This is a genomic window from Paraburkholderia sp. BCC1885 (genome assembly GCF_900996235.1).
In the GTDB taxonomy this organism is placed as follows: Bacteria; Pseudomonadota; Gammaproteobacteria; order Burkholderiales; family Burkholderiaceae; genus Paraburkholderia.
The window spans coordinates 83,665-106,685 of the sequence record NZ_CAAJGM010000022.1 but is presented as its reverse complement, the minus strand read 5'-3'; the positions used below and the strand labels follow the sequence as shown (position 1 = coordinate 106,685).

Annotated in this window: 18 protein-coding genes; 4 read left to right on the top strand and 14 right to left on the bottom strand. The window is 60.2% G+C overall.

Annotation, left to right across the window (positions count from 1 at the left end):
• Positions 1-16 precede the first annotated feature (16 nt).
• From FQ755_RS01775 to FQ755_RS01765, 3 genes are all read left to right on the top strand, one after another.
• On the top strand, positions 17-1,546 hold the full coding sequence (locus tag FQ755_RS01775; RefSeq protein WP_186308396.1) for a flavin-containing monooxygenase: 1,530 nt from the start codon (positions 17-19) through the stop codon (positions 1,544-1,546).
• Between the two features lie 77 nt (positions 1,547-1,623).
• Positions 1,624-2,607: an alpha/beta fold hydrolase gene (locus FQ755_RS01770; protein WP_144150393.1), complete on the top strand. Its 984-nt coding sequence runs from the start codon at positions 1,624-1,626 to the stop codon at positions 2,605-2,607.
• Positions 2,608-2,974: 367 nt separating this feature from the next.
• Entirely contained in the window at positions 2,975-4,378 is a 1,404-nt protein-coding gene (locus FQ755_RS01765) for a methyl-accepting chemotaxis protein (protein ID WP_144150392.1), read from the top strand.
• A gap of 205 nt (positions 4,379-4,583) precedes the next feature.
• Here the strand turns inward: FQ755_RS01765 and FQ755_RS01760 are convergent, their stop codons facing one another.
• The 8 genes from FQ755_RS01760 to FQ755_RS01725 form a co-directional block, all read right to left on the bottom strand.
• Positions 4,584-6,575, bottom strand: coding sequence for a tetratricopeptide repeat protein (locus FQ755_RS01760; protein ID WP_186308391.1), 1,992 nt, complete (start codon positions 6,573-6,575; stop codon positions 4,584-4,586).
• 165 nt (positions 6,576-6,740) lie between these two features.
• Positions 6,741-9,452 (bottom strand): tetratricopeptide repeat protein, encoded by a 2,712-nt coding sequence (locus tag FQ755_RS01755; RefSeq protein WP_186308390.1) that lies wholly within the window; start codon positions 9,450-9,452, stop codon positions 6,741-6,743.
• A gap of 580 nt (positions 9,453-10,032) precedes the next feature.
• Positions 10,033-10,962 (bottom strand): glycosyltransferase family 4 protein, encoded by a 930-nt coding sequence (locus FQ755_RS01750; protein WP_260858242.1) that lies wholly within the window; start codon positions 10,960-10,962, stop codon positions 10,033-10,035.
• Positions 10,963-10,964: 2 nt separating this feature from the next.
• Positions 10,965-11,753, bottom strand: a complete 789-nt coding sequence (locus FQ755_RS01745) for a hypothetical protein (RefSeq protein WP_144150388.1) — start codon at positions 11,751-11,753, stop codon at positions 10,965-10,967.
• Between the two features lie 244 nt (positions 11,754-11,997).
• Positions 11,998-12,816: an ABC transporter permease subunit gene (locus tag FQ755_RS01740; protein ID WP_144150387.1), complete on the bottom strand. Its 819-nt coding sequence runs from the start codon at positions 12,814-12,816 to the stop codon at positions 11,998-12,000.
• Positions 12,816-13,745, bottom strand: coding sequence for an ABC transporter permease subunit (locus FQ755_RS01735; RefSeq protein WP_144150386.1), 930 nt, complete (start codon positions 13,743-13,745; stop codon positions 12,816-12,818). Before FQ755_RS01735 ends, FQ755_RS01740 begins: the two co-directional genes overlap by 1 nt.
• Positions 13,742-14,908, bottom strand: a complete 1,167-nt coding sequence (locus tag FQ755_RS01730) for an ABC transporter ATP-binding protein (protein WP_186308389.1) — start codon at positions 14,906-14,908, stop codon at positions 13,742-13,744. Before FQ755_RS01730 ends, FQ755_RS01735 begins: the two co-directional genes overlap by 4 nt.
• A gap of 99 nt (positions 14,909-15,007) precedes the next feature.
• Complete coding sequence (locus tag FQ755_RS01725; RefSeq protein WP_409936994.1) at positions 15,008-16,108, bottom strand: polyamine ABC transporter substrate-binding protein; 1,101 nt, start codon at positions 16,106-16,108, stop codon at positions 15,008-15,010.
• A 547-nt stretch (positions 16,109-16,655) separates the two neighbouring features.
• Here FQ755_RS01725 and FQ755_RS01720 point away from each other — a divergent pair.
• A complete protein-coding gene (locus FQ755_RS01720) occupies positions 16,656-16,859 on the top strand; it encodes a DUF1289 domain-containing protein (protein ID WP_144150385.1) in 204 nt (67 codons plus the stop codon).
• A gap of 98 nt (positions 16,860-16,957) precedes the next feature.
• Here the strand turns inward: FQ755_RS01720 and FQ755_RS01715 are convergent, their stop codons facing one another.
• The 6 genes from FQ755_RS01715 to cyoA all read right to left on the bottom strand — a co-directional run bounded on the left by FQ755_RS01715 (position 16,958) and on the right by cyoA (position 22,926).
• Complete coding sequence (locus tag FQ755_RS01715; protein ID WP_260858250.1) at positions 16,958-17,554, bottom strand: OmpW/AlkL family protein; 597 nt, start codon at positions 17,552-17,554, stop codon at positions 16,958-16,960.
• Positions 17,555-17,684: 130 nt separating this feature from the next.
• Positions 17,685-18,875: an NAD(P)H-dependent flavin oxidoreductase gene (locus FQ755_RS01710; RefSeq protein ID WP_144150383.1), complete on the bottom strand. Its 1,191-nt coding sequence runs from the start codon at positions 18,873-18,875 to the stop codon at positions 17,685-17,687.
• A 203-nt stretch (positions 18,876-19,078) separates the two neighbouring features.
• Complete coding sequence (gene cyoD / locus FQ755_RS01705) at positions 19,079-19,411, bottom strand: cytochrome o ubiquinol oxidase subunit IV (RefSeq protein ID WP_144150382.1); 333 nt, start codon at positions 19,409-19,411, stop codon at positions 19,079-19,081.
• Positions 19,412-20,020, bottom strand: coding sequence for a cytochrome o ubiquinol oxidase subunit III (gene cyoC, locus FQ755_RS01700; RefSeq protein ID WP_144150381.1), 609 nt, complete (start codon positions 20,018-20,020; stop codon positions 19,412-19,414).
• Positions 20,020-22,029 carry a cytochrome o ubiquinol oxidase subunit I gene (cyoB, locus tag FQ755_RS01695; protein WP_144150380.1) on the bottom strand — a complete coding sequence of 670 codons (2,010 nt, stop codon included), beginning with the start codon at positions 22,027-22,029 and terminating at the stop codon, positions 20,020-20,022. The genes cyoC and cyoB overlap by 1 nt, the downstream gene beginning before the upstream one ends.
• 3 nt (positions 22,030-22,032) lie before the next feature.
• Positions 22,033-22,926 carry a ubiquinol oxidase subunit II gene (gene cyoA, locus FQ755_RS01690; protein WP_409937025.1) on the bottom strand — a complete coding sequence of 298 codons (894 nt, stop codon included), beginning with the start codon at positions 22,924-22,926 and terminating at the stop codon, positions 22,033-22,035.
• Positions 22,927-23,021 lie beyond the last annotated feature (95 nt).

The following is a 23,021-nucleotide window of genomic DNA, read 5'->3' as shown; positions in this document are numbered from 1 at the left end:
CTGGAGCATCGCCCTTATGCCGTCTCCCTCGCCTGCCAAGCCACGCATCGCCATCGTCGGGAGCGGTTTCGCCGGCATTGGCATGGCGATCCGTCTGCGGCAGATGGGACTGGACTCGTTCACTATCTACGAGGCTGCGGGCGACATCGGCGGCACATGGCGCGACAACACCTATCCGGGCGCTGCCTGCGACGTGCCCTCGCATCTGTATTCGTTTTCGTTCGAACCGAATCCCGGCTGGACCCGTGCTTACGGACCACAGGCCGAGATTTTCGCGTATCTGCAGCACTGCGTGCGCAAGTACGGACTCGCGCCGTTCGTGCGCTGCCACGCACGCGTAGCGGCAGCGCGTTTTGATGAGGATTGCCAGGTATGGCGTCTGGATATCGAACACGGCGGCAACGGCGATAACGGCGGCCACGCGGCCACGGCATCGAACGAATCAGGCACACGTGAAACGATCGAGGCCGACATCGTGATCGCCGCGAGCGGCCCGCTGTCACGGCCGGCGATGCCGCAGATCGCCGGCCTCGAACGCTTCGCGGGCAAGCTGTTTCACTCGGCGCGCTGGGATCACGACTATCCGCTCGAAGGCAAACGCGTCGCGGTGATCGGCACCGGCGCCAGCGCAATCCAGTTCGTGCCGCGTATCCAGCCGCGCGTCGCGCGTCTCGAACTATTCCAGCGCACCGCGCCGTGGATCATGCCGAAACCCGACAAGCCCGTCAGCGAGCGGGCTCGATGGTGGTTCCGGCGTCTGCCGTTCACGCAACGATTCGTTCGCAGTGCGATCTACTGGCAGCTCGAATCACGCGCCATCGCCTTCGTCGTCAATCCGAAACTGCTGAACATCCCGATGAAATTCGGTCTGAGCTATCTGGAGCGACGCGTCAAGGAACCCGCGCTGCGCGCCAAGCTGACGCCGAATTACCGGCTCGGCTGCAAGCGCGTGCTGCTCTCGAGCGACTACTATCCGGCGCTCAACCAGCCGAATGTGGACGTCGTGACGAGCGCAATCCGCGAACTGATCGCCGACGGCATCGTCACCGAGGACGGCGTGCATCACCCGGTCGACGCGATCATCTGCGGCACCGGCTTCCAGGTCAACGACGTCGGTGCGCCGTTCGAGGTCACCGGCATCGGCGGCGCGGATCTCGGCGCCCGCTGGCTGCGCGACGGGCCCGAGGCGTATCTCGGCACGAGCATCGCCGACTTCCCGAATTTCTTCATGATGGTGGGCCCGAACACCGGCCTCGGCCACAACTCGATGATCTACATGATCGAGTCGCAGGTGCAATACATCGCCGACTGTCTGCGCGAACTGCGCCGGCGCGGCGCCCGCACCATGAATCTGCGACCCGACGTGCAGCAGGCTTTCAACGCGCGTTTGCAGGAAGACATGCGGCGCTCGGTGTGGGCGAGCGGATGCCATAGCTGGTATCAGACCAAGAGCGGCAAGGTCACGGCAATCTGGCCGGGCTTCACTTTCAGCTTCCGCAAACGCACCCGCCGGGTGCGTGCGGACGAATACCGCTTCGCGCGCTGACGCTGGCCGCGAAACTGCGCCGTTCTCGCACCCGCACGCGAACCCGCGCCGCAATTCGAACCATCAGGGAGACAACCATGGCAAGCGTGAACACTGCTTCAGATGCACGAACCGGCTCGCAGACAGCCGTGCTGCCGCCCCGCCCGCTTGCCGCGCGCCTCGGCATTACCAGCGTGCCGCGCGAGACACTGCGGCGGCGCTACACGCAGCCAGGCTCGAAGTTCGTCAGCATCATGGGCACCGAAGTCCATTACGTCGACGAAGGCAGTGGCGAGCCGCTCGTGATGATTCACGGCTTCGCGGCGTCGCTGCATACCTGGGACGGTGTTGCGGAGGAACTGGCGCGCAGCCATCGCGTGATCCGTCTCGACCTGCCGCCGTTCGGCGTGACGGGGCCGCTGCGCAGCGCGTCCGGTGCGATCGAAACAATGGACTTGCCGGCCTACCGGCGCTTTATCGATACCTTCATGCAGGCGCTCGGCATCGGTCGGGTGATGTTGATCGGCAACTCGCTCGGCGGTCTGATCTCGTGGGATTACGCCGTGCGCCATCGCGACCAGGTGAAGCGGCTGGTGCTGATCGACTCGGCCGGTTTTCCGATGAAGCTGCCGATCTACATTGGCCTCTTCAACAGCGCGCTGGTGCGCATGAGCGCGCCTTGGTGGCTGCCCGAGCCGATCATCCGTAGCGCGGTACGCAACGTGTACGGCGATGCGCGCCGGCTCGCCGCACCGGTTCTGCGACGCTACATCGAGTTCTTCCACGGTGAAGGCACGCGCACGGCAATCGGCAAGATGGTGCCGACACTCGATTTCGCCGATCTCGATACCGACGTGCTAAAAACGGTCGACGTCCCCACGCTCGTCCTGTGGGGAGCCAAAGACCGCTGGATTCCGCCCGCGCACGCCGCGGAGTTCGCGCAGCGCATTCCGGGCGCGCGATCCATCATGTACGACGGCCTCGGCCACATTCCGATGGAAGAGGACCCGCAACGGGTGCTCGCGGACTTGCGTGCATTCCTCGCCAAAGAGGAAACGAAAAGCGGCACGCCGGCCGTCTAGAGGCCGCGGCATGTAGCATGCCCGCAGCGGGCATGCAGCGGGCATGAACGCCCCGCCCGCGCTCAGCCCCCGCCGCCCAGGAAGCGCAGCAGGTCCCACAGAAACTTGCAGGCCATGACGATCAGTTCCCACAACTGGTAAAGCTGCTGCCAGCCGGTCAGGCACGCAAATGCTTCGATCATAGTCAGTCAGGCGATGGACGGTGGCGGGTTCCCGGCGGCCCGGGGAGGGATCGACGCCCAAGCGCCAAGACCCACATCATAGCGACCTCGGGATACCCCGTATCAAGTCGCACCCGCGGATGCCGTCAATACAACGAGAAGACGCGGCATCCGGCCTGGATGACCGTGCTATCGAGGAGAGACACATGACGCGCTTCAGCTTTCGCCGGGTGGGACGCACGCCGTCGATCGTCGGCGATATCGCCGCGCAGGCGGGCAAACTCGGCATCGAGATCTGCGACGTCTCGGGCCACGTCGAGGAGGTCGCGGCGCGGGTGCAGCATCAGGCCCAGGTATGCCGGTCGCTGCGCGAGGCCGCCGCCCAGACGATGGCCGGCAACCGCCGCATCGCGACGGCGGCGCGCGAGATGCGCGACGTGACGACCAACGTCGCGAGCAGCGTGCAGGAATCGCAGCGGACCCTGGCGGCCTCGCTGGAGGACATCCATGGCCTCGTTGAAGGGGTGACGGTCATCGAGAGCCACATCGGCGCGCTGCGAGCCGCGCTGGCCCATGTGAGCCGCGTCTCCGAGGAGATTTCGCTGATCGCGCGCCAGACCCATCTGCTGGCGCTCAACGCGGCCATCGAAGCCGCGCGGGCGGGCGAGTCCGGCAAGAGCTTCGCGGTGGTCGCGGCGGAGGTCAAGAATCTCTCGGCAAAGACAGCCCAGGCGACCGGCCAGATCGAAACCACCCTCGCGCAATTGACCCAGCAGACGGAGCAACTGACCAACGAGGGCTCGGTAAATACGGCGCGAGCGCATCGGGTGCGTGAAGGCTCGCGCAAGATCGGCGAAGTGGTGCACGCGACCGGCGAAGCGATTACCCAGCTCAACGCGGAGGCGGGACAGATCGCCACATTGACGGGCGAGATTGAAAACCAGTGCACGGGACTCGAAGCGCAGGTGCTGGACATGGCGAGCGGCGTGGAGGATTCGAGCGAGAACTTCGTGCAGGCGAAGGACCGGCTGGGCAATTTGCTGGGCGTCTCGGAAACGCTGATCGAACTGACCGCCGCGACGGGCGTGGAGACCACCGACACGCCGTTTATCGAAGCCGTGCAGCAGGCGGCCGTCAGGGTCGGCAAAATGTTCGAGCGCGCGGTGGCCAGCGGCGAATTGACCATGGACGACCTGTTCGATCAGACCTATGTGCCGATCGCAAGGACCAACCCGCCGCAGTTCATGACACGCTTTACAGCTTTCACGGACCGCGTGTTGCCGGCTGTGCAGGAGCCCCTGCTCGGACTCGATCCGCGCGTGGCGTTTTGCGCCGCAGTGAATACGCGGGGCTATCTGCCGACGCATAACCAGAAGTTCTCGCAGCCGCAGCGCGACGACCCCGTGTGGAATGCGGCGAATTGCCGGAACCGGCGGCTATTCGACGACCGCACCGGCCTTGCCGCCGGGACCCATACGAAGCGGTTTCTGTTGCAGACGTATCGGCGCGATATGGGCGGCGGCGAGTTCGTGCTGATGAAGGATGCGTCGGCGCCTGTTTTTGTGAATGGGCGGCATTGGGGTGGAGTTCGGATGGGGTATCGGGCTTAGGGTGGTTTCTTTGGCCGTGCGGCGCGGCTGACTGGCGTGACAGACAAGGCGCTGGTCAGTTGCACCTACAGCAGGCTGAACTGGGCGCCCGCCTTCCACCCGAGGCTGAACGAGAAATTTGCGCGTGGCCGACAATCAATCGTTTCTGGTCGAATCGGTCTCGGGGGTCGAGACGCTCAAGGCATGATCGGAGCCGGCTTATCCATCAGCCAGCAAGCTGATTGCGAGCCTCATCAAACGTCTTCACCCACTCTTCCAACGCGACGACCATCCTGGCAACCACCTCATCCCAGTCATCAAGCCGTGTCTGCCTGAAAAGTCGCATGACTCCGGGATACCAGGGAGAATCCGTCCTTTCCCGCAACCAGCGCCAATCCGTCGAGAACATCGGAAGCATGATCCAACATGTCTTGCCGAGCGCGCCCGCCAGATGAGCCACGGACGTATCGACGGAAATGACCAGGTCCAGTTGCGCAACGATCGCCGCACTATCGGCGAAGTCATTAACCGCACCGCCAAGATGGGTCAATCGTAGAGACGCAGCCGCGCGCTCGGCCTCGCTTTCCCCCTGACCTTTCTGCAAGCTGATAAAAGACACCCCCTCCACCGACCAAAGTGGAGCAAGCGTCTCAAGTCCCGGCAGCGACCGGGTTGCGTCCCGGCCGTGCGCGGCGTTGCCTTTCCAGATCAATCCGACCTTGAGCCCATGTCTGGGCAGGTACTCTCGCCACCATACGATGCGTTGTGGCAGGGCATAAAGATATGGCAGGCGCGAAGGAATTGTTTCGACGGTCGTGTTGAAGTGCAACGGCAAGCTCATCGTGAGGACCCAGAAGTCGTGTGCCGGCGTTTGCGTAAGCTCGGTGACGACTTCATCGACGCCGTCGGCAGTCTCCATCAGCGGCTTGAGCACGGCCGGGCAGACAACGGTAAGACGCCGAAGTCCGCGCGCCTTGAGCAATGGCGCATACCGAACGAACTGGATGGAGTCGCCGAGCCCCTGTTCGTGCAATATCACCAGTGATTTATCGTGCAACGATTCTCCACGCCATTGGGGATAGTCCACCAAGGGCAACAGCGTAATCCTGCTCTGCGCGGCGGAATCGTATCTGGATTCGGCGTATCGCCATCCCTCAGCGTAACGGCCATTCGCCAGCAGGAGCAGCGCGAGACTCCAGCGAGCGGCGGAGGGTTCCGGGGCAACTTCAATCGCCTTTCGATAGACGCTCTCTGCTTGCGCGTGGCGGTCATCAAGCGTGAGCGTGTTGCCCAGGTTGAGCCACGCATCGCTATAGGCTGGAGCAATTTCGATCGCACGGCGCAACGAAGCCTCGGCCGGCAAAAAGCGTCGGCTATGCATCATGCGTGTACCGAGGTTGTAGTGCGCCTGGGCGTAATTGGGTGCCAGGCGTAGCGCGTGGTTCAACTCTGCCTCGCCCTCTTCCGGGCGGCCGTCTTGCAGAAGCAATGTGCCGAGATTGTTGTACGCTTCGCTGTGCTCGGGAGCAATGCATATTGCTCGCCGGAAAGCCGCTTCGGCCTCTGGAAAGCGACCGGCATTCATCAGTAATATGCCGAGGCGATTGTGAGCCTCGATATAGTCCGGATCAACGGCTAACGACTCGCGAAACGTCATTTCAGCTTCGTGAAGGCGTCCCTGCTCTGTTAGCAGCAAGCCCAAAAGAAAGTGCGCACGAGGCCTTCCTGGATCGAGTGCCAGTGCACTTCGAATCGAAGACTCGGATTCGCTGAGACGGCCTGACTCCATCTGAATTACCCCGAGGCTGACGAACGCCTCGACGAGGCTCGGGTCGTATTCGATTGCCCGTTTAAAAGCCCTTTCTGCTTCGTCGTACCGTTGTGCATCCATGAAAATCGTGCCGATATTATGGTGCGCAAACGCATAGGACGGCGAGATTTCGGCGGCGCGATGGAACATCGCTTCGGCATCCTGCGATTTACCTTGATCGGCCAGGACATTCCCAAGGTTACAGAGGAAAACAGCATTTTCCCGGATGTCGACTGCTTGACGGATCAGCGATTCCGCCTCGTCCAACGAACCTCGTTCCGAGCGAATCAATCCGAGCAGATGTAACGCGTCGGCGTGCCGAGGCTCGGCCCGGAGAATGGTTAAGTAACCCTGCTCAGCCTCTTCAAGGCGCCCGGCCTGATGTGCCTCGAGCACGGACTGGAACAATAACATATCAGAAATATGGTAAGAAGAACTGAATACTATCGCTGGAAAAACTCGCACGGCGGATCGCATTTCGCGAGCGCCGTGCAGATGCGGCCCGTTGTAATGGGCAAACACGATGGCCAGAACACTTGTCTCTTTACACAGGGCACAAACGCCGCCACTCTACTAGAGCTTCAGGTAGCTATACGTCACTCCTGCATCATCTGTTGTACGGTTGTAGTAAAGACAGGACGCATCGTGCCAGTGCGAGTGCGGATCAAGCACATGCATTGGCACGAACCGGTCGCGCAAGTACCCAGCGGGATACTGCATCATCACCTTCTTGCGGAATATCCGCGGATAGCAGGCTGCGATCCAGTACGAACCGCTATCGACGCCGATATAAATTCGCGCCTGTGCGATCAACCTGGCTACTTCCCAGATATCCGCAACACCGCGGCAGTCGATCACCTGTGCATCAAGGTCACTGGCTGAACCGACCTGAACGATTTCGTATCCGGCGTAAGCATCTCGAACATGAGAGATAATTTCCGCCGATAACTCTCGCACGTGGTCTTCACCCAACGCGACATGCGGAGGAATGTTCTTTCCGGTCGTGTGAAGCACAATCCGCTTTTCGAGCGTCGGCAACTCTTCGAACCGGTAAAGACGCGGGTGACGAAGGTATGCCACATGACCGAAGATGTGACTCGTGCGCTCGGCGAGCGAAGAGAATACGGGCTTTGTCCTGTAATCCTCAAACGGCACGGAATTTCCCCCCAGCCACTTTTGTGTCCAGAGATTGACGATGCGATCAGGCTGTACATCCCGAACCACATAGGGGTTGTGATCGAAGATCCAGACGCGGTCCACGTCGACGACTTTCCGGCCGGTGTTGCGAAAGTAGTTTTCCGGGAACGAGGAAAACTGCAGTTTGTCGCCGATACCTTCGGCGCCCGCGAGTGTTATTCCTAACACGCCGTGGTCGTTGAGGCGGTGAATGAGCGTCGTCGCCGGCCTGTGGTTATTGGCGTTCACGAATTCGTCGAGCGCCTGGGCAACGCGCCTGATAACGTCATTCCAATCGCCGGGCTCTGTCTGCCTGAACAGCCGCGCGGTCGGATACCATGGCGAATCGTCGCGTTTTTCCAGCCAACGCCAGCACCCGTCGAAGCGCGAGAGAATCCATACGGGTTTTCCCAGCGCTCCGGCAAGATGGGCGGTGGAGGTATCGACGGAAATCACCAGATCCAGCTGTTCGATGATCGCCGCGGTATCAGCAAAGTCGCGTACCTCGTTCATGAGGTCCAATGGACGTAACGCTTCCGGTATGTCATTGAGCTGTGCCTGCGCCGCATCCCCTTTTTGCAGGCTGACGAACGTTATCCCACCGATCTGCAGGAGCGGCAGGTACGCCTTGCACGCGATTGATCGACGTTTATCCGTTGCGTGCGCGTCACCTTGAGTTGGCCGCGGATCGCCGGCCCAGACGAGGCCGACTTTCATTTTTTTCCCTGGCGGCAGGCAATGTCGCCGACGGCTACGCCGCGCAGCGGGCACCCGAAGATACGGCATCGACGCAGGAATGCTCTCCATCGTTGTGCCGAAATGAAACGGCAGGCTCATGAATAAGCACCACCAGTCATGAGCGGGGACAACCTGCGAACCGTCGAACGCGATGCAGTGATCCACTTCTTCAATGGTTTCGAGAAGAGCGATCAGCGTGGGGGGGCATAAAACGCTTAGTTTCGCGAGACCCTGGCGCTTGAGTCCCGTCAGATAACGGCAGAACTGAAGCGTGTCGCCGAGCCCCTGTTCCGCGCAGACCAGCAGCGACTTTCCGCTTAGCGGTTCGCCGCGCCAACGTGGAAAAGGCAACGGTGGCGCGTCGACATTGACGCGAGCGTCGAGGCGGGACTCGAATAACCGCCACCCTTCCGCATACTGGCCCTGCTTGAGCAGCACTTGGGACAGATTCCACTGAATGCCGGCTGAATCCCGCTGTAATTCGATGGCTTGCCGGTAGACCGCTTCTGCCTCAGCAGGACGGCCGGCGCAGGCCAGCACATTGCCAAGATTCATGCGCGCGTCGCAACGGCCTGGCGACAGTTCAATGGCGCGGCGCAGCGCCTTCTCGGCCTCCGGCAGACGGTGCGTCTGCATATAGCGTGTTCCCAGATTGTAGTGGGCGTCCGCATTGTGAGGCGCCAACTCGATCGCGCGGCGAAGCTGAGTCTCGCCTTCATCGCCGCGCCCACTTAGCAGCAACAAGGTACCCAGGCTATTGCATGTGGCGCTGTCATCCGGGGCGATCGACAGTGAACGGCGCAGCGCTACTTCTGCCTCGGCAAGCCGGTTCATTCTCATCAACACCAGGCCCAAGTCGCGGTAGGCATTTGAGCGGCAGGGATCGACGGCACAAGCGTGACGAAACGACGCTTCGGCTTCGTCAAGACGTCCACGTTCCATCTGCAGGACGCCAAGATTGATCACCGCCTCGACAAGGTCTGGATCTTGCTCGATTGCTCGCGCAAACGCCGCTTCCGCTTCGTCGAACCGTTGCGCATCCATGAGCAACGTGCCGAGATTGTGGTGAGCGAGCGCGTAGGACGGCGCAATTTCGGCGGCCCGGCTGAATGCCGCTTCGGCGGCGGGCAATTTACCCTGATCGGCCAGGACGTTCCCGAGATTGCATAGAAAATTGGCGTTTTCCCGGATGTCGACCGCGGCGCGGATCAGCGATTCCGCCTCATTCAGCGCGCCCCGTTCAGAGCGAATCAAGCCGAGCAAATGTAACGCGTCAGCGTGCCGGGGATCGGTCTGGAGGATGGCTGAATAACCCTGTTCGGCCTCTTGAAGGCGCCCGCCCTTGTGCGCAGCGAGTGCGGAATGGAACAATGACATATCGGAAAGGGGATGTGCGAAACGTGGGTTCCCCGTGCCTAAGCGCGGGATTGTGAATCTTTTAATTCATCAAGCGCTTGCGTGACACGTCGGATTACGTCGGCCCAATCACCGGGCCAGGATGGCGTGAGTAGGCACGCGCCCGATGATCACCAGATCGAAGCATTCGAAGACCTCGGCGGGCTCGATGTACAAACAACGCATGTTCGAATCGCGACATGAACGCTCCGGTGGCAAGAAAAAATCGCTCCAGATTATATGTGGCGAATGATGGGAACTTGTTAAAAATTGTCTTTTATTTAAGATATCTAATTAAATAATTGAACGTCATACCCATTTCAAGCGCTTGCGACGGGAAGCAAAAAACTGCCCGGACCTCTCTGCCAGTTCGCTATATGCATAGACCCTCAGTTCGCCCCGATATATCTGGCATCTGGCGGCCGAAGCGATCTCCGCGACAGCTTCCCACGGGCCTGGTTTTCCGCGCAGGTCAATCACGTTGCGTCGCTCTATTCAGACTAAGCGAATCCTCCGCAGATCCAAAATCCCCTCCAGCAGATTCGCTGCCGGCGCGCTACAGCAGCGTGCGCAGATAGGCATTCCACTCCTCCGCCCGGCGGTCCCACGAATAGAAGCGGTTGAAGTACTCAACCTGTTGCGCGCGCAGTCGCTCGTCTTCAGCCCTGCGCTGCCGAACCGAACGGATCGCCTCGTCGAGGACGGCCGCAAACCGGTTTGCATGCGCCTGCAGATCTTCCGTGAACGGATAAAGCCGCGCGAAATTCGCGCAGGTTTCCGGCAACCCGCCATATGCCGCGCAGACCGTGAGACATCCCGCAGACATCGCCTCAATGGCTGCGATACAACTGGTTTCCGGTTCCAGATTCGGATACGCGAAGATATCGCTCTCGCTTAATGCGAGGCGCACCGTTTGATTCGGTTGTGCACCGTGATAACGGATACGCGGATGCGTCATGCAGCGCTCGAAGAGCGGGCGATGCGCTTCGTCACGTTCGCTCCAGCCGTAAATACCGAAGCTCGAGAACACGTCAAGCTCGATATCGGGATGTATTGCCGCGAGATGCTCAAACACCGGCACCAGGATTTCGAGACCGCGGTTTGGCGCGCTGTGGTAGATCAGGCGTATGCGATCTGCGCATCGGGGGCGATATACCCCGAATGGCTCGATCGCGTTTTGCAGCACTGTCATGTCACCGTAGGGTACGCCGGGAATCAGGTGGTACAGGAGCGCCTGATAATGCGAGACGCAGACAATGCCGGCAAACGCTCTACGATTATCAGGCTGCTCAAGGAAGCCTGACTCTTCCCTGCTGGGTTTGTCATGCAGCCACAAAATACGCTTGCGCGTCGGATCGAGTTCGCGCACGCGCGACGGAATGATCTGAAACCGTCGTGCGAGTTCCGGGTCCAAACGTGCATGCAGCGTTTGCAACATCAATTCGGTGCCGCCACAGGCGCGCACGCTCAACTCGTTGGTTTCCATGCTCAGCTCGCACCGCCGATGGTCGTCTCCGGACTGATTGCAAGCGAAGCGCCGAAATCGCCATGCCAGGTGTAGATGCCCTGGTGTGACAGTTTCGACTGCGTATCGACGAATACCCGCCCGCCGATATCCCGCCAGCGGCGACAGAACGCATAGTCTTCCGAAAGATAACGGCCCGTTGCCGGTTCGACCATGACGTCGAAAAAGCGGTAGCAGAGGTCGCGCAATGGCGAGTCGGGCGGGCCGTCAGGCACGTACCTGAGTTCGGGCAACTGCGCCACCATGGCTTCGATGACGCTGCGCCGGATGCACATGAAACCGGTTGGCGCTTCGCTCACTTCGAGAAAACCATCGCCGTCGATTTCGCTCGACGCACCGTCGTGTGCATTCACGGGATAACGTAAATAGCGCTGCGAGAAAGTCTCTTTCGTGAGACCGGCGGGCAACTGCTCCGGCCAGTCGAAGCGCTTGATGGGGTAGACGCCCGCCACGACATCGCGATCGGCCAGCAACAGGCGAAACACCTGATCGGCCGAAAAGCCGATGTCGGCGTCGATCCAGAACAGATGCGTCAAACTCCGGTCGAGCAGAAAGCGCGCGACGGCCTGATTGCGCGCCCGTGTGATCAAGCTCTCGCCGGAGTCGATCCGAATCGCGGCGCGCATGCCCATTTGCCACAGACCGTTGTTCAGTTCAAGCAGGCTGTTGGTGAAATTCGCTGCCACATTTCCACCGTAGCACGGTGTCATGAACAGCGGTTTCATGGAAGCGAGGGCGGAATGGTCAAGCATGATGGCAGTCTCCTGGCGAGTGAGAAGTGGCTGCTCTTTCATGCCGTGCCAGATGTGTGCGCAAACTCTGTGCGCCTCTCGCACCTGTATGGCGACCGACCGGCGCAGCCTCAAGGACATCCATCAGCATAAAGACTGGCCCCAGGTACGGCTTTAGGAACCGTCTTAAATTGGAGCATACCATTGGAATTGTGTCTGTCAGCGAATAGATCATCGCTGACAGACGCACCTCGCCAGCAAAAAATCAAACCGCCATCGCCATTCTCTTTCGCTCGTTACGCTGCATGAAATGATTAGCGGCGATCACGCCAACGGTTACCACGCCGATAAACAGCGTCGCTAACGCATTCATCTCGGGATTCAACCCCAGCCGCACACGAGAAAACACCACCAGCGGCAGCGTGGTCGAGCCAGGCCCGGACAAAAACGCGGACAGCACGAGGTCGTCGATAGACAACGTGAAAGACAGCAGCCATCCGGCCACCAGCGCCTGCGAGATCAACGGCAGCGTAATAAAGAAAAATACCCGCAACGGCGTCGCGCCGAGATCGAGCGCGGCCTCTTCGAGCGAAGGATGCAGTTCCCTCACCCGCGACTGCACGATGATCGTGACATAGGAAATGCACAGCATCACGTGCCCGATCCAGATCGTGAACACGCCACGTCCAGCCGGCCAGCCGAGCCATTTCGCCATTTCGATGAAGAGCAGCAGCAGCGATATCCCCTGAATCACTTCGGGAATCACCAGCGGCGCGTTGATCATCCCTGTGTACAGGGTGAAGCCGCGAAACCGGCCCATGCGCGCCAGCACGAAGCCCGCCCAGGTACCGATGAACACCGATGCAAACGCCGTCATCAGCCCAATCCGAAGCGAAAGCCACGCCGCCGCAATCAGTTCGTCGTCGTTGAGCAGCGCGGCGTACCAGCGCGTCGAGAAATGCGTCCACACCGTCACCAGTTGGGATTCGTTGAACGAATACACCACCAGGCTGACGATCGGGATGTACAGGAACAGAAAGCCAATGCCCAGAGCAATGATCTGCAACACGCGATTCGGTTTCATCAGCGCCGCTCCTCCAACGCCTTGGCCTGCGCGTACTGGAAGAACGCCATCGGCACCAGCAGCAGCAGGACCATCGCACACGTCACCGCGGACGCCATCGGCCAGTCGGCGTTGTCGAAGAACTCATTCCACATCACGCGGCCAATCATCAGCGTGTCCGCGCCGCCCAGCAGTTCCGGAATCACGTACTCCCCCACCGCCGGGATGAATACCAGCAGGCAGCCCGCGATAATGCCGTTTTTCGACAGCGGCAACGTGATCTGCCAGAACGCCTTCCACGGCTTCGCGCCGAGATCGTAGGCGGCTTCCAGCAAAGTCAGGTCCATTTTCACGAGGTGCGCATAGAGCGGCATCACGAGAAACGGCAGATAGGAATACACCATGCCGATATAGACCGCGGTATTCGTGTGATACAGCTCGATAGGCGTATGGATCAGGCCGATCGACATCAGGAAATTATTCAGCAGACCGTTATTCTTGAGGATTCCTATCCATGCATACACGCGAATCAGGAACGAAGTCCAGAACGGCAGCATCACCGCCATCATCAGAAGATTGCGGGTGGCCGGATTCGAGCGTGCAATGTAGTACGCCATCGGGTAGCCGAGCAGCAGGCACAGCAACGTCGACACCGCGGCCACCACGACCGAGTTCACATACGTCGCGAAGTACAGGCTGTCGGTCAGCAGAAAAGCGTAGTGCGACAGATCGAGCGCGATGTGGATCACGCCGTCCTGAAAGCTGGTTAGCTCCGTGTATGGCGGAATGCCGAGCTGCAGGTCGGCAAAGCTGATCTTCACGACCAGCAGGAACGGCACGAGGAAGAACAGCAGCAGCCAGACAAACGGGCCTGCCACCACGGCGGTGCGGCCGCTCAGGCCGAAGCGCCGCACGGGCCACGACGCGAAGGAACTCAGCGCGCTTTTCATGACGTCAGCACCACGCCTGCCGAAGCACTCCAGCGCACATAGACTTCGTCGCCCCACGCCGGCGGATCGATCTCGGAGAGCGCGAGGCTCGTGACGTTCGCCACCACGGTCTTGCCGCCGTCCAGCTTCACGTGATACAGCGAATAGCCACCCATGTAGGCGATATTCGTGACGATGCCCTTGCCCCAGTTGTACGCGCCCTCGGGCGGCTTGCGGGTGAGCGCGATGCGCTCGGGCCGCACCGAGATCGTCAGCGGCATGCCGAGCGGTCCAGTGATGCCGTGGTTCACGTACAGACGCACCGGCAGATCGGACGTTTCGACGAAGATGTGATCGGGTTCGTCCTCGACCACGGTGCCGTCGAACAGATTGGTCGAACCGATGAACTCAGCCGAAAAGCGGCTGTTCGGAAATTCGTACACCTCATGCGGCGTGCCGAGCTGGACGATTTCGCCTTCGCTCATCACGGCGAGGCGGCCGGCCATGGTCATCGCCTCTTCCTGATCGTGGGTCACCATGATGCAGGTGACGCCGACCTTGTCGAGAATGTTGACCAGTTCGATTTGCGTGCGCTGGCGAATCTGCTTGTCGAGCGCGGACATGGGCTCGTCGAGGAGCAGCAGCTTGGGGCGCTTGACGAGGCTGCGCGCGAGCGCCACGCGCTGCTGCTGTCCGCCCGAGAGCTGATGCGGCTTGCGCTTCGCGAAGCGGCCCATCTGCACGAGTTCGAGCACCGACTGCACGCGCTCGTTCAATTCCGCCTTCGGCACGCCTTCCTGCCTGAGGCCGAAGGCGACATTGCCCTCCACCGTCATATGCGGAAACAGTGCATACGACTGGAACATCATGTTGACCGGCCGGCGATACGGCGGCATCTGCGCGAGATCCTCGCCGTCGATCAGGATCTTGCCCGACGTCACGCTTTCGAGGCCCGCGAGCATCCGCAAAAGCGTCGACTTGCCGCAGCCCGAACTGCCGAGCAGGGCAAACAGTTCCCCCTTCCTCACCGACAGGTTCACCTGCCTGACCGCGACCGTCTCGCCGAACTTCTTGACGACGTCGACGATCTGCACGAAGTTTCCCGCTGCATCGTTCGCAACGGCATAGCTGCCCGGGGGCGGCGTGCCGGCCCCTGCCAGCGCACCCGACTGGTCACTGCTCATGATTTGCTACTTCACTCCTGCGTTTGACGAACAAAGCCCCCGGTGATCACCGGGGGCTTCATGATGAGGCCTGGCTGCCGATCATTCGAGCCGCGGACTTCAGCGGCCGGACTTGAACTCGGTCCACAGCCGCGTCTGCAGCCGCTGGATTTCCGGTGGCAGCGGCTTCAACAGGAACAGCGTCTTGATGACATCGGCCGGCGGATAGACTGCCGGATCGTTCGCCACGTCCTTGTCCACATACTTGCGCGCTTCGAGGTTCGCGCTCGGATAGTAGACCTCGTTGGTGATCGCGGCGTGGACCTGCGGCGTCTCGATGTAGTTGATCCACTCGAGCGCGGCTTCCTTGTCCTTCGCGTCCTTCGGAATCGCCATCACGTCGAACCAGACCGGCGCGCCGCCCTTCGGAATGTAATACTCGATCTTGTACGGCTTCTTCGCTTCCACCGCGCGATGCTTGGCGATCACCACGTCGCCCGACCAGCCATACGCGAAGCAGACGTCGCCGCCGACCAGATCGTTGATGTAGCCGGACGAATTGAACTGCGTGATATACGGGCGGATCTTCTTCAGCATGTCGAGCGCGGCGTGATAGTCAGCCGGGTTCGTACTCATCGGATCCTTGCCGATGTAATGCAGCGCGGCCGCGAACATCTGGTCAGGCGCGTCGAGCACCGAAACGCCGCACGCCTTCAGCTTCGAAATATTTTCGGGCTTGAACAGGATGTCCCAATTGTTGAGCGGAACATTGGCGCCGAGAATCTGCTGGACCTTGGTGACGTTGTAGCCGAGGCCCGTCGTGCCGTATGCCCAGGGCACCGAGTACTTGTTGCCCGGATCGGCGCCGGCGACGAGCGCCATCAGCGAGGGGTCGAGGTATTTCAGGTTAGGCAGCTTCGATTTGTCGAGCGGCGCAAAAATGCCGGCGGCAATCTGTTTGCCGGCGTAATTGCTGGTCGGCACGACGATGTCATAGCCGGAATTGCCGGTCAGAAGTTTGGCCTGCAGGGTGTCGTCGCTGTCGTAATTGTCGTATTTGACCTGGATGCCGGTCTGTTTGGTGAAGTTCGGGATCGTGTCCTTGGCGATGTAGTCGGACCAGTTGTACACGTTCAGTTGCGTATCTTTTGCCGCTGCCGTCAGCCACGGCGTAGCGCACAGCATGAGCGTCGCCAGTTGGCGCACTACCAGTTTCTTCATCCCGTTCTCCGATCCTGTCGGCTACAACCGACTGTCTACTCCACCCGCCACGGCGACCGCCCGCGGCTCCCCTGAAAAACCCGAAAACTACCACTAATTATTGCGCGCTTCAAAAAAAATACGGCGCTGTCGCACAAAGGGTACAGCGAGCACGGCAATGCGGCCGCGCCAGCCTGATCCGCGGCGACAAAATTGCGCGCAATTTTAGCGGGTTATAGCCGCCTGTCCACCCGGAAAAAAACCCGCACGCTCAGGCCGAATAGCAGGCGCGGATTTCTCGCAGGTTTTATCGGATTGTCATGCATAACCGCACAAAGCGCGGCCGGATTCAATGCGATTGCGCTTGCAATTGCCTTCGAATGGCTTTCAGGTCTTGAGATGAGCGAGGCGTGCCGATGCGTCGATGATTGGCGTGACATGACAGCCATCGCCGCAACTCGCCTTTGTAAGCAATCTTTTACAACGATACCGTGCGGCCGCTCCGAGGCAGATGCGCCGCATCGGTTAACATAGCGGCACCTTCCTGCGTCCCGTCCCAAGGTTTTAAATGGCTTCGAATCTTCACGCTCTTCCGGATAGCCCGTGCATCGGCGTTTGCTCCACGCTCTTCGATGAAGTCTGCAAGGGCTGCGGGCGCACGGCAATCGAGGTCTCAAACTGGGTTTTTCTGAGCGACGAGGAAAAACGCGCGGTGTGGGTGCGCATCGAACAGGAAGGCACCGCCATGCGCTTCAAGAACGACCATCTTTGACGGGCCGCCACTCCCTCCACCACGAAGTTGCGCGAAGCCGGGGCTAAACGGCAAAACGCCGGGAAACCCGGCGTTTTGCTTGCGCCCAAGGCCTGCTATCAGAAGCGCATCCCGACACCCAGACCCACCACCACCGGATCGATATCCAGCCGGCCCAGCGGTGCGCCGCCGAGCGTCGCGTCCGTGTGCATCCAGATCTTCTTGATGTCCGCGTTGACGAAAACTGATTTCGTCACCTGGACGTCGACACCACCCTGCACAGCCGGTCCGAAACTGTGGTTGGTAATGGAGATCGGCTGACCGCCGGCATTCAGGCCGTTGTTATAGAAATAGGTGTAATTCATACCCGCGCCGAGGTACGGACGGATACGGCCCTGATGGTTGAAGTGATATTGCAGCAACAAGGTGGGCGGCAGTACGTTGACGCCGCCCAGATTGCCGAGGCTCGACGTCACCTGATGACGCGATGTCCCGAGAATCAACTCCACGCCGAGATAATCGCGGATCATGTAGGTGAGATCGAGTTCCGGCACGATTGCATTGTTGACGTTCACATTGAGCGCCGACAAGGTGTTGCTGGTGGACACGTTCGGAATGATGCTGATGGCCCGCAGGCGGACGAGAACGTCGCCTGCATGGATGCCACTCATCTCGTCGTCGCCTGCCGCATGTGCCTGCGACATGGCAAGGCCCATCGCCAACAGGCACGATGCAATCGCTGAAGCCTTAAGGCGATTTTTTGTGTGGTTCTTCATGTTATTCCCCGGTCGTTGAAAGAAGCCCGGGAATTGTGGAAGGTCCACGCGGTCTGCGGGTTGACCCGCATCAACCTAGCGAAAACGCCCACCGCCCTGCGACAGGTGGTCGCGCCACCCCGGTCAGCAGCAGTTCGATCAGGTCGTGCACGCTGCGAATCGCATTGCCGAACGGCAGCGCCTCGCGGCCGCGAAAAAACAGCCCATTGGCGACGTCGCCGCGCAGCGCCGCGGCAAGCCGCGTATCGATGCAGAAGTGTCCAAACTTTTCGATGCCGTCGCGCAAGCCGCACACACTCAGACACTCGAGCGCAGTGGGACAGGCATTCTTCAGGCTGCCGATCTTGTCGCGGATACGGGTTTCATTGCGCAGATAGCGGGTGAGCCACGGCGTCTTGACTGCACGCGCCGGTAGTCCGGTGACACTGACGAATTCGACGATGTCCTCGGGTCTCGCGTCGGCCAGCACACGTTTGAAGTTCGGATGCGCGTCACCCTCTTCGGTGACGGCGAACGGCGTGCCGACCTGCACGCCGTTGGCGCCCGCGGTGAGCCACGCGCGCACGGCCTCGTGGCTATTGATGCCGCCCGCGACGATCAATGGCACATCTTGCCGCTTCAAGCCGAGCGACGTGAAAATCGGCTCCAGTTCTTCGAGGATGCGGGCGAAGTCGAAGCGGTTATCGTGCATGTCCGCGAGGTTCGTCACGCCGAGATGGCCACCCGCGTGCGCCGGATGTTCGATCACGATTGCGTCGGGCAAGCGGCCCTTCTTCATCCACTTCTTCAGCACGAGCGCGATGCCGCGGCTGTCCGAGAGAATCGGAATCAGAGCGATGTCGTGACCTTGCGTCATGTCGGGCAAATCGAGTGGCAGCCCCGCGCCCATCACGATGGCGTCGGCGCCGTTCTCGCAGGCGACCCGCACGTATTCCGCATGCGCGTTGACCGCCTTCATCACGTTGACGGCCAGCATGCCGTGACCTTCGCTCAAGGCGCGCGCCGCCTGAATTTCGCGGGCCAATGCGGTGAGATTGGCGCGTTCGAGCGTGGCGTGATCCGGATTCGCGCGGCATTGCTCGACCAGGTCCGCGTGATGATGACGCAGATCGATACTGGCGATCGTTCCAAGTGCGCCTTCGCGCGCGACGCTGCCAGCCAGCCGGTGCGCCGACACGCCGACGCCCATGCCGCCCTGAACGATGGGGAGCAACGAGCGGCCACGAATGACCAGCGGTGCAAAGGAATGAGATGAGAACATGAGACCCTGAGTCGACGAGATAAAACGTCAATACTGGTCACTGGAGCGGCGCGCGCATTGACGCACATCAAACAAAAGGAGCGTGAGCCTATTCAGGCACACGCTCCTTTGACCGTTGTCATGGGCGACGCAAAATCCACGCGAGGTGAACGCAACACGGTTCAAACCGTGGCGCTGGCGCCTTGCCCCACAACGCTATAAATTTACCGCGACATCATGTTCATGCTGACGTTATGCATCACCCACATCGTGCCGCCGATCAGGATCACCGCAGCCACCACCGTGTAACACAGCGCCATCACATTCCAGCGCTGACTGGACGAGGTGTTGAGGTGCAGAAAGAACACCAGATGAACGACGATCTGCACGAGCGCCAGCACCGCCAGCACCATGAGAGCCGACTGCGGCGGCAGCAGGCCTTGCATCACCAGACCGAACGACGCGGCCGTCAGCAGTACGGCGAGGACAAACCCGACGATATAGCTGATCGCGCTGCCGTGCGCCTCTTCTTTATGAAACGATTGCGTATGGGCCATTTAGAGGACGCTCCCAAGATAGACAAACGTAAATACGCAGATCCACACAATATCCAGAAAGTGCCAGAAGAGACTCAGGCATGCGAGACGCGTGATCGTGCGCTCCGACATTTCCGGCTTGATGACGACCTGCACGGCCAGCACCACCATCCAGACCAGGCCGAGCGCCACGTGCAGGCCGTGCGTGCCGACCAGCGTGAAGAACGACGAGAGGAACGCGCTGCGACTCGGACCAGCGCCTTCGTCGATCAGATGCGAAAACTCCAGCATTTCGAAGCGCAGAAACGCCAGGCCCAGCACGAACGTAATAGCGAGCCAGGACAGCACCACACCGGACTTGCGCTTGTGCGCGCCGAGCATCGCGAAACCGTAGGTGATGCTGCTCAGCAGCAGCACCGCTGTTTCCATTGCAACGCCCGGAATGTCGAACAGGTCCTTGCCCGACGGGCCGCCCGCGAACTGGTGCGCCATCACGGCGAACGCCGCGAACAGCGAGGCAAACAGCACGCAGTCGGTCATCAGGTAAAGCCAGAAGCCGAATACGGAATGCGACGGCGCGTGCTCGTGTTCCAGTTCGCCCAAGGCGGCGACTTGTGTATTGCTTGACATCAGTTGACCTCCGCAGCGGCAAACGCTTCACGCCGCTTCTCTTGACTTGTCCGGCCGTTATTCTCCTCAGTCCGGCGGACCGTATCAGCCGAAATGAAATACCCGTCGTGATCGCCGAAGCTGCGGCCGATCACCGTCGCCATGATGGCGATGAGCGCCACGATTGCGAGCCACGTGATATGCCAGACCCCGGCAAAGCCCAGCACCAGGCTAAACAGGCCGATAAAGAAGCCCGCGCTGGTGTTCGACGGCATATGGATGTCGTGATACACCGTCTCGTTGCCGAGACCCAAGCCGGTTTCCTTCATGTGCGCGAAAGCGTCCAGTTCATGCACCACCGGGATGCTCGCGAAGTTGTAGACCGGCGGCGGCGACGACGTGGCCCATTCGAGCGTGCGGCCGTTCCAGGGATCACCGGTGACGTCACGATATTCCGGCAGCTTGCGATTGCGCACACTGACGATAACCTGCACAACCTGGCAGACCACGCCGAGAGCGATGAACACCACGCCGCATGCCGCGAACACCAGCCACGGATGCCATGCCGCGTTATCGTAGTGATTCAGGCGTCGCGTCATGCCCATGAAGCCCAGCACATAAAGCGGCATGAACGACACATAGAAGCCGACGAACCAGAACCAGAATGCAGCCTTGCCGAGTCTCTCGTTGAGCTTGATGCCAAACACCTTCGGGAACCAGTAATGCACGCCGGCCAGATAGCCGAACACCACGCCGCCGATGATGGCGTTATGGAAGTGGGCGATCAGGAACAGGCTGTTATGCAGCACGAAATCAGCGCCCGGAATCGCCATCATCACGCCGGTCATGCCGCCAATCGTGAAGGTGATCATGAAGCCGATCGTCCACAGCACCGGGGCCGTGAATTCGAGGCGGCCGCGATAGATCGTGAACAGCCAGTTGAAAATCTTCACGCCGGTCGGGATGGCAATGACCATGGTCATAATGCCGAAGAACGCATTGACGTCCGCGCCGGAACCCATCGTAAAGAAGTGATGCAGCCAGACAAGGAACGCCAGCACCGTGATCACGCAGGTTGCATAGACCATGGTCTTGTAGCCGAACAGCGGCTTCTTCGCGAAGGTTGCGATCACTTCCGAATAGATGCCGAACGCCGGCAGAACCAGGATGTAGACCTCGGGGTGACCCCATGCCCAGATCAGGTTCAGATACATCATGGCGTTGCCGCCGCCGTCATTGGTAAAGAAGTGCATGCCGACGTAACGGTCGAGGCCGAGCAGCGCGAGCGTGACCGTGAGGATCGGGAACGTTGCCATGATCAGCACGTTTGAGCACAGCGCGGTCCACGTGAACACCGGCATCTTCATCAACGACATGCCGGGTGCGCGCATCCGGATAATGGTGACGAAGAAGTTAATGGCCGTAATCAGCGTGCCGACGCCCGACAACTGCAGGCTCCAGAGATAATAATCGACCCCGACGCCCGGACTGAATTGCAACTCCGACAGCGGCGGATAGGCCAGCCAGCCAACCTGCGCAAACTCGCCGATCACGAGCGACAGGTTGATCAGGATGGCGCTGATCGCCGTCATCCAGAACGAAAGCGAGTTCAGGAACGGGAACGCCACGTCGCGCGCGCCGATCTGCAGCGGCACGATCAGGTTGAACAGACCCACCATGAGCGCCATTGCCATGAAGAAGATCATGATGACGCCGTGGGCCGTAAAGATCTGGTCGTAGTGATGCGGCGGCAGATAGCCCGGCGAATTGAAGGCGAGCGCCAGTTGCAGACGCATCATGACCGCGTCGGCAAAGCCGCGCAGCAGCATCAGCACGGCGACCACGATATACATCACGCCAATCTTTTTATGATCGACGCTGGTGAGCCATTCGCTCCACAGCCATTTCCACTTGCCGAACCACGTCAAGGCGCCGGCCGTGGCGAGGACGAGAATCGCCATCAAGGCGCCCGCCCCCATGATAATGGGCTGATCGAACGGAATCGCCGAAAGTGTCAGTTTTCCGAACATGTGTTACCCCTTCGTACCGCAATTGGCGTTCTGCAAATCGAGAACATGGCCGTTGTTGTACTTCGCAATGATGTTGTGAAACAGCTTCGGATCGACCGATGAGAAATAGCGCACCGGCTCCTTCTCGCTTGGCTGCGCCACCGAGTTGTATTCATTCATGTCGAGGCGGCCGGACGACGCCTTGACCTGTTGCACCCACGCGTTGAACTGCTCGGGATTGGTGGCCAGCGCGCGGAATTTCATGTCGGAAAAGCCCTTGCCGCTGAAATTGGCCGAAACGCCGGCGTAGTCGCCCGCTTCGTCCGCAACCAGATGCAACTGCGTCTGCATGCCCGCCATGGCGTAGATCTGGCTACCCAGTCGGGGAATGAAGAACGAGTTCATGACCGAATCCGACGTAATGCGGAAATTAACGGGCGTCCCCACCGGGAAAGCCAGTTGATTGACCGACGCAATGCCGAGATCCGGGTAAATGAATAGCCATTTCCAGTCGAGCGCGACGACTTCGACGTTGATAGGCTTCACCGCCGACTCGATGGGCTTGTACGGATCGAGCTCGTGCGTCGTTTTCCATGTCAACACCCCAAGGCACAGGATGATGATGGACGGCACCGTCCAGATGACCACTTCGATTGCGGTGGAATGCGCCCATTTCGGCGCGTAGGTCGCCCGACGGTTGCTGGCGCGATAGTGCCATGCAAACCAGAGCGTCATGAGGATGACCGGCACGACGACAATCAGCATCGTGAAAGTGGCCGTACCGATCAGCGATTTTTCCGCCAGGCCGACACTGCCTTTCGGATCGAGCACATCGAGCTTGCTGCACCCTGCGAGACACGCGGCCAATGCGGCCGCGGCGGGTATCCATACCCTGTTGTAGAGAACTCCTTTGTTCATCATATTTGCCTGCTTTTCATTGGACCACCCCCGAGATCAGCTGCACCGTTGCAACACGCAACCTACGCAGTTAAATGCGTACGCCGCCGGATTCT

Bases quoted from the DNA above. Each gene is read 5' to 3' on its own strand.
- FQ755_RS01765 (WP_144150392.1), top strand. From the start codon at position 2,975: ATGACGCGCTTCAGCTTTCGCCGGGTGGGACGCACGCCGTCGATCGTC.
- cyoD (WP_144150382.1), bottom strand. From the start codon at position 19,411: ATGGCCCATACGCAATCGTTTCATAAAGAAGAGGCGCACGGCAGCGCG.
- cyoB (WP_144150380.1), bottom strand. From the start codon at position 22,029: ATGTTCGGAAAACTGACACTTTCGGCGATTCCGTTCGATCAGCCCATT.
- FQ755_RS01720 (WP_144150385.1), top strand. From the start codon at position 16,656: ATGGCTTCGAATCTTCACGCTCTTCCGGATAGCCCGTGCATCGGCGTT.
- FQ755_RS01770 (WP_144150393.1), top strand. From the start codon at position 1,624: ATGGCAAGCGTGAACACTGCTTCAGATGCACGAACCGGCTCGCAGACA.
- cyoA (WP_409937025.1), bottom strand. From the start codon at position 22,926: ATGAACAAAGGAGTTCTCTACAACAGGGTATGGATACCCGCCGCGGCC.
- cyoC (WP_144150381.1), bottom strand. From the start codon at position 20,020: ATGTCAAGCAATACACAAGTCGCCGCCTTGGGCGAACTGGAACACGAG.
- FQ755_RS01735 (WP_144150386.1), bottom strand. From the start codon at position 13,745: ATGAAAAGCGCGCTGAGTTCCTTCGCGTCGTGGCCCGTGCGGCGCTTC.
- FQ755_RS01715 (WP_260858250.1), bottom strand. From the start codon at position 17,554: ATGGGCCTTGCCATGTCGCAGGCACATGCGGCAGGCGACGACGAGATG.
- FQ755_RS01750 (WP_260858242.1), bottom strand. From the start codon at position 10,962: ATGGAAACCAACGAGTTGAGCGTGCGCGCCTGTGGCGGCACCGAATTG.
- FQ755_RS01775 (WP_186308396.1), top strand. From the start codon at position 17: ATGCCGTCTCCCTCGCCTGCCAAGCCACGCATCGCCATCGTCGGGAGC.
- FQ755_RS01730 (WP_186308389.1), bottom strand. From the start codon at position 14,908: ATGAGCAGTGACCAGTCGGGTGCGCTGGCAGGGGCCGGCACGCCGCCC.
- FQ755_RS01710 (WP_144150383.1), bottom strand. From the start codon at position 18,875: ATGTTCTCATCTCATTCCTTTGCACCGCTGGTCATTCGTGGCCGCTCG.
- FQ755_RS01725 (WP_409936994.1), bottom strand. From the start codon at position 16,108: ATGAAGAAACTGGTAGTGCGCCAACTGGCGACGCTCATGCTGTGCGCT.
- FQ755_RS01745 (WP_144150388.1), bottom strand. From the start codon at position 11,753: ATGCTTGACCATTCCGCCCTCGCTTCCATGAAACCGCTGTTCATGACA.
- FQ755_RS01740 (WP_144150387.1), bottom strand. From the start codon at position 12,816: ATGAAACCGAATCGCGTGTTGCAGATCATTGCTCTGGGCATTGGCTTT.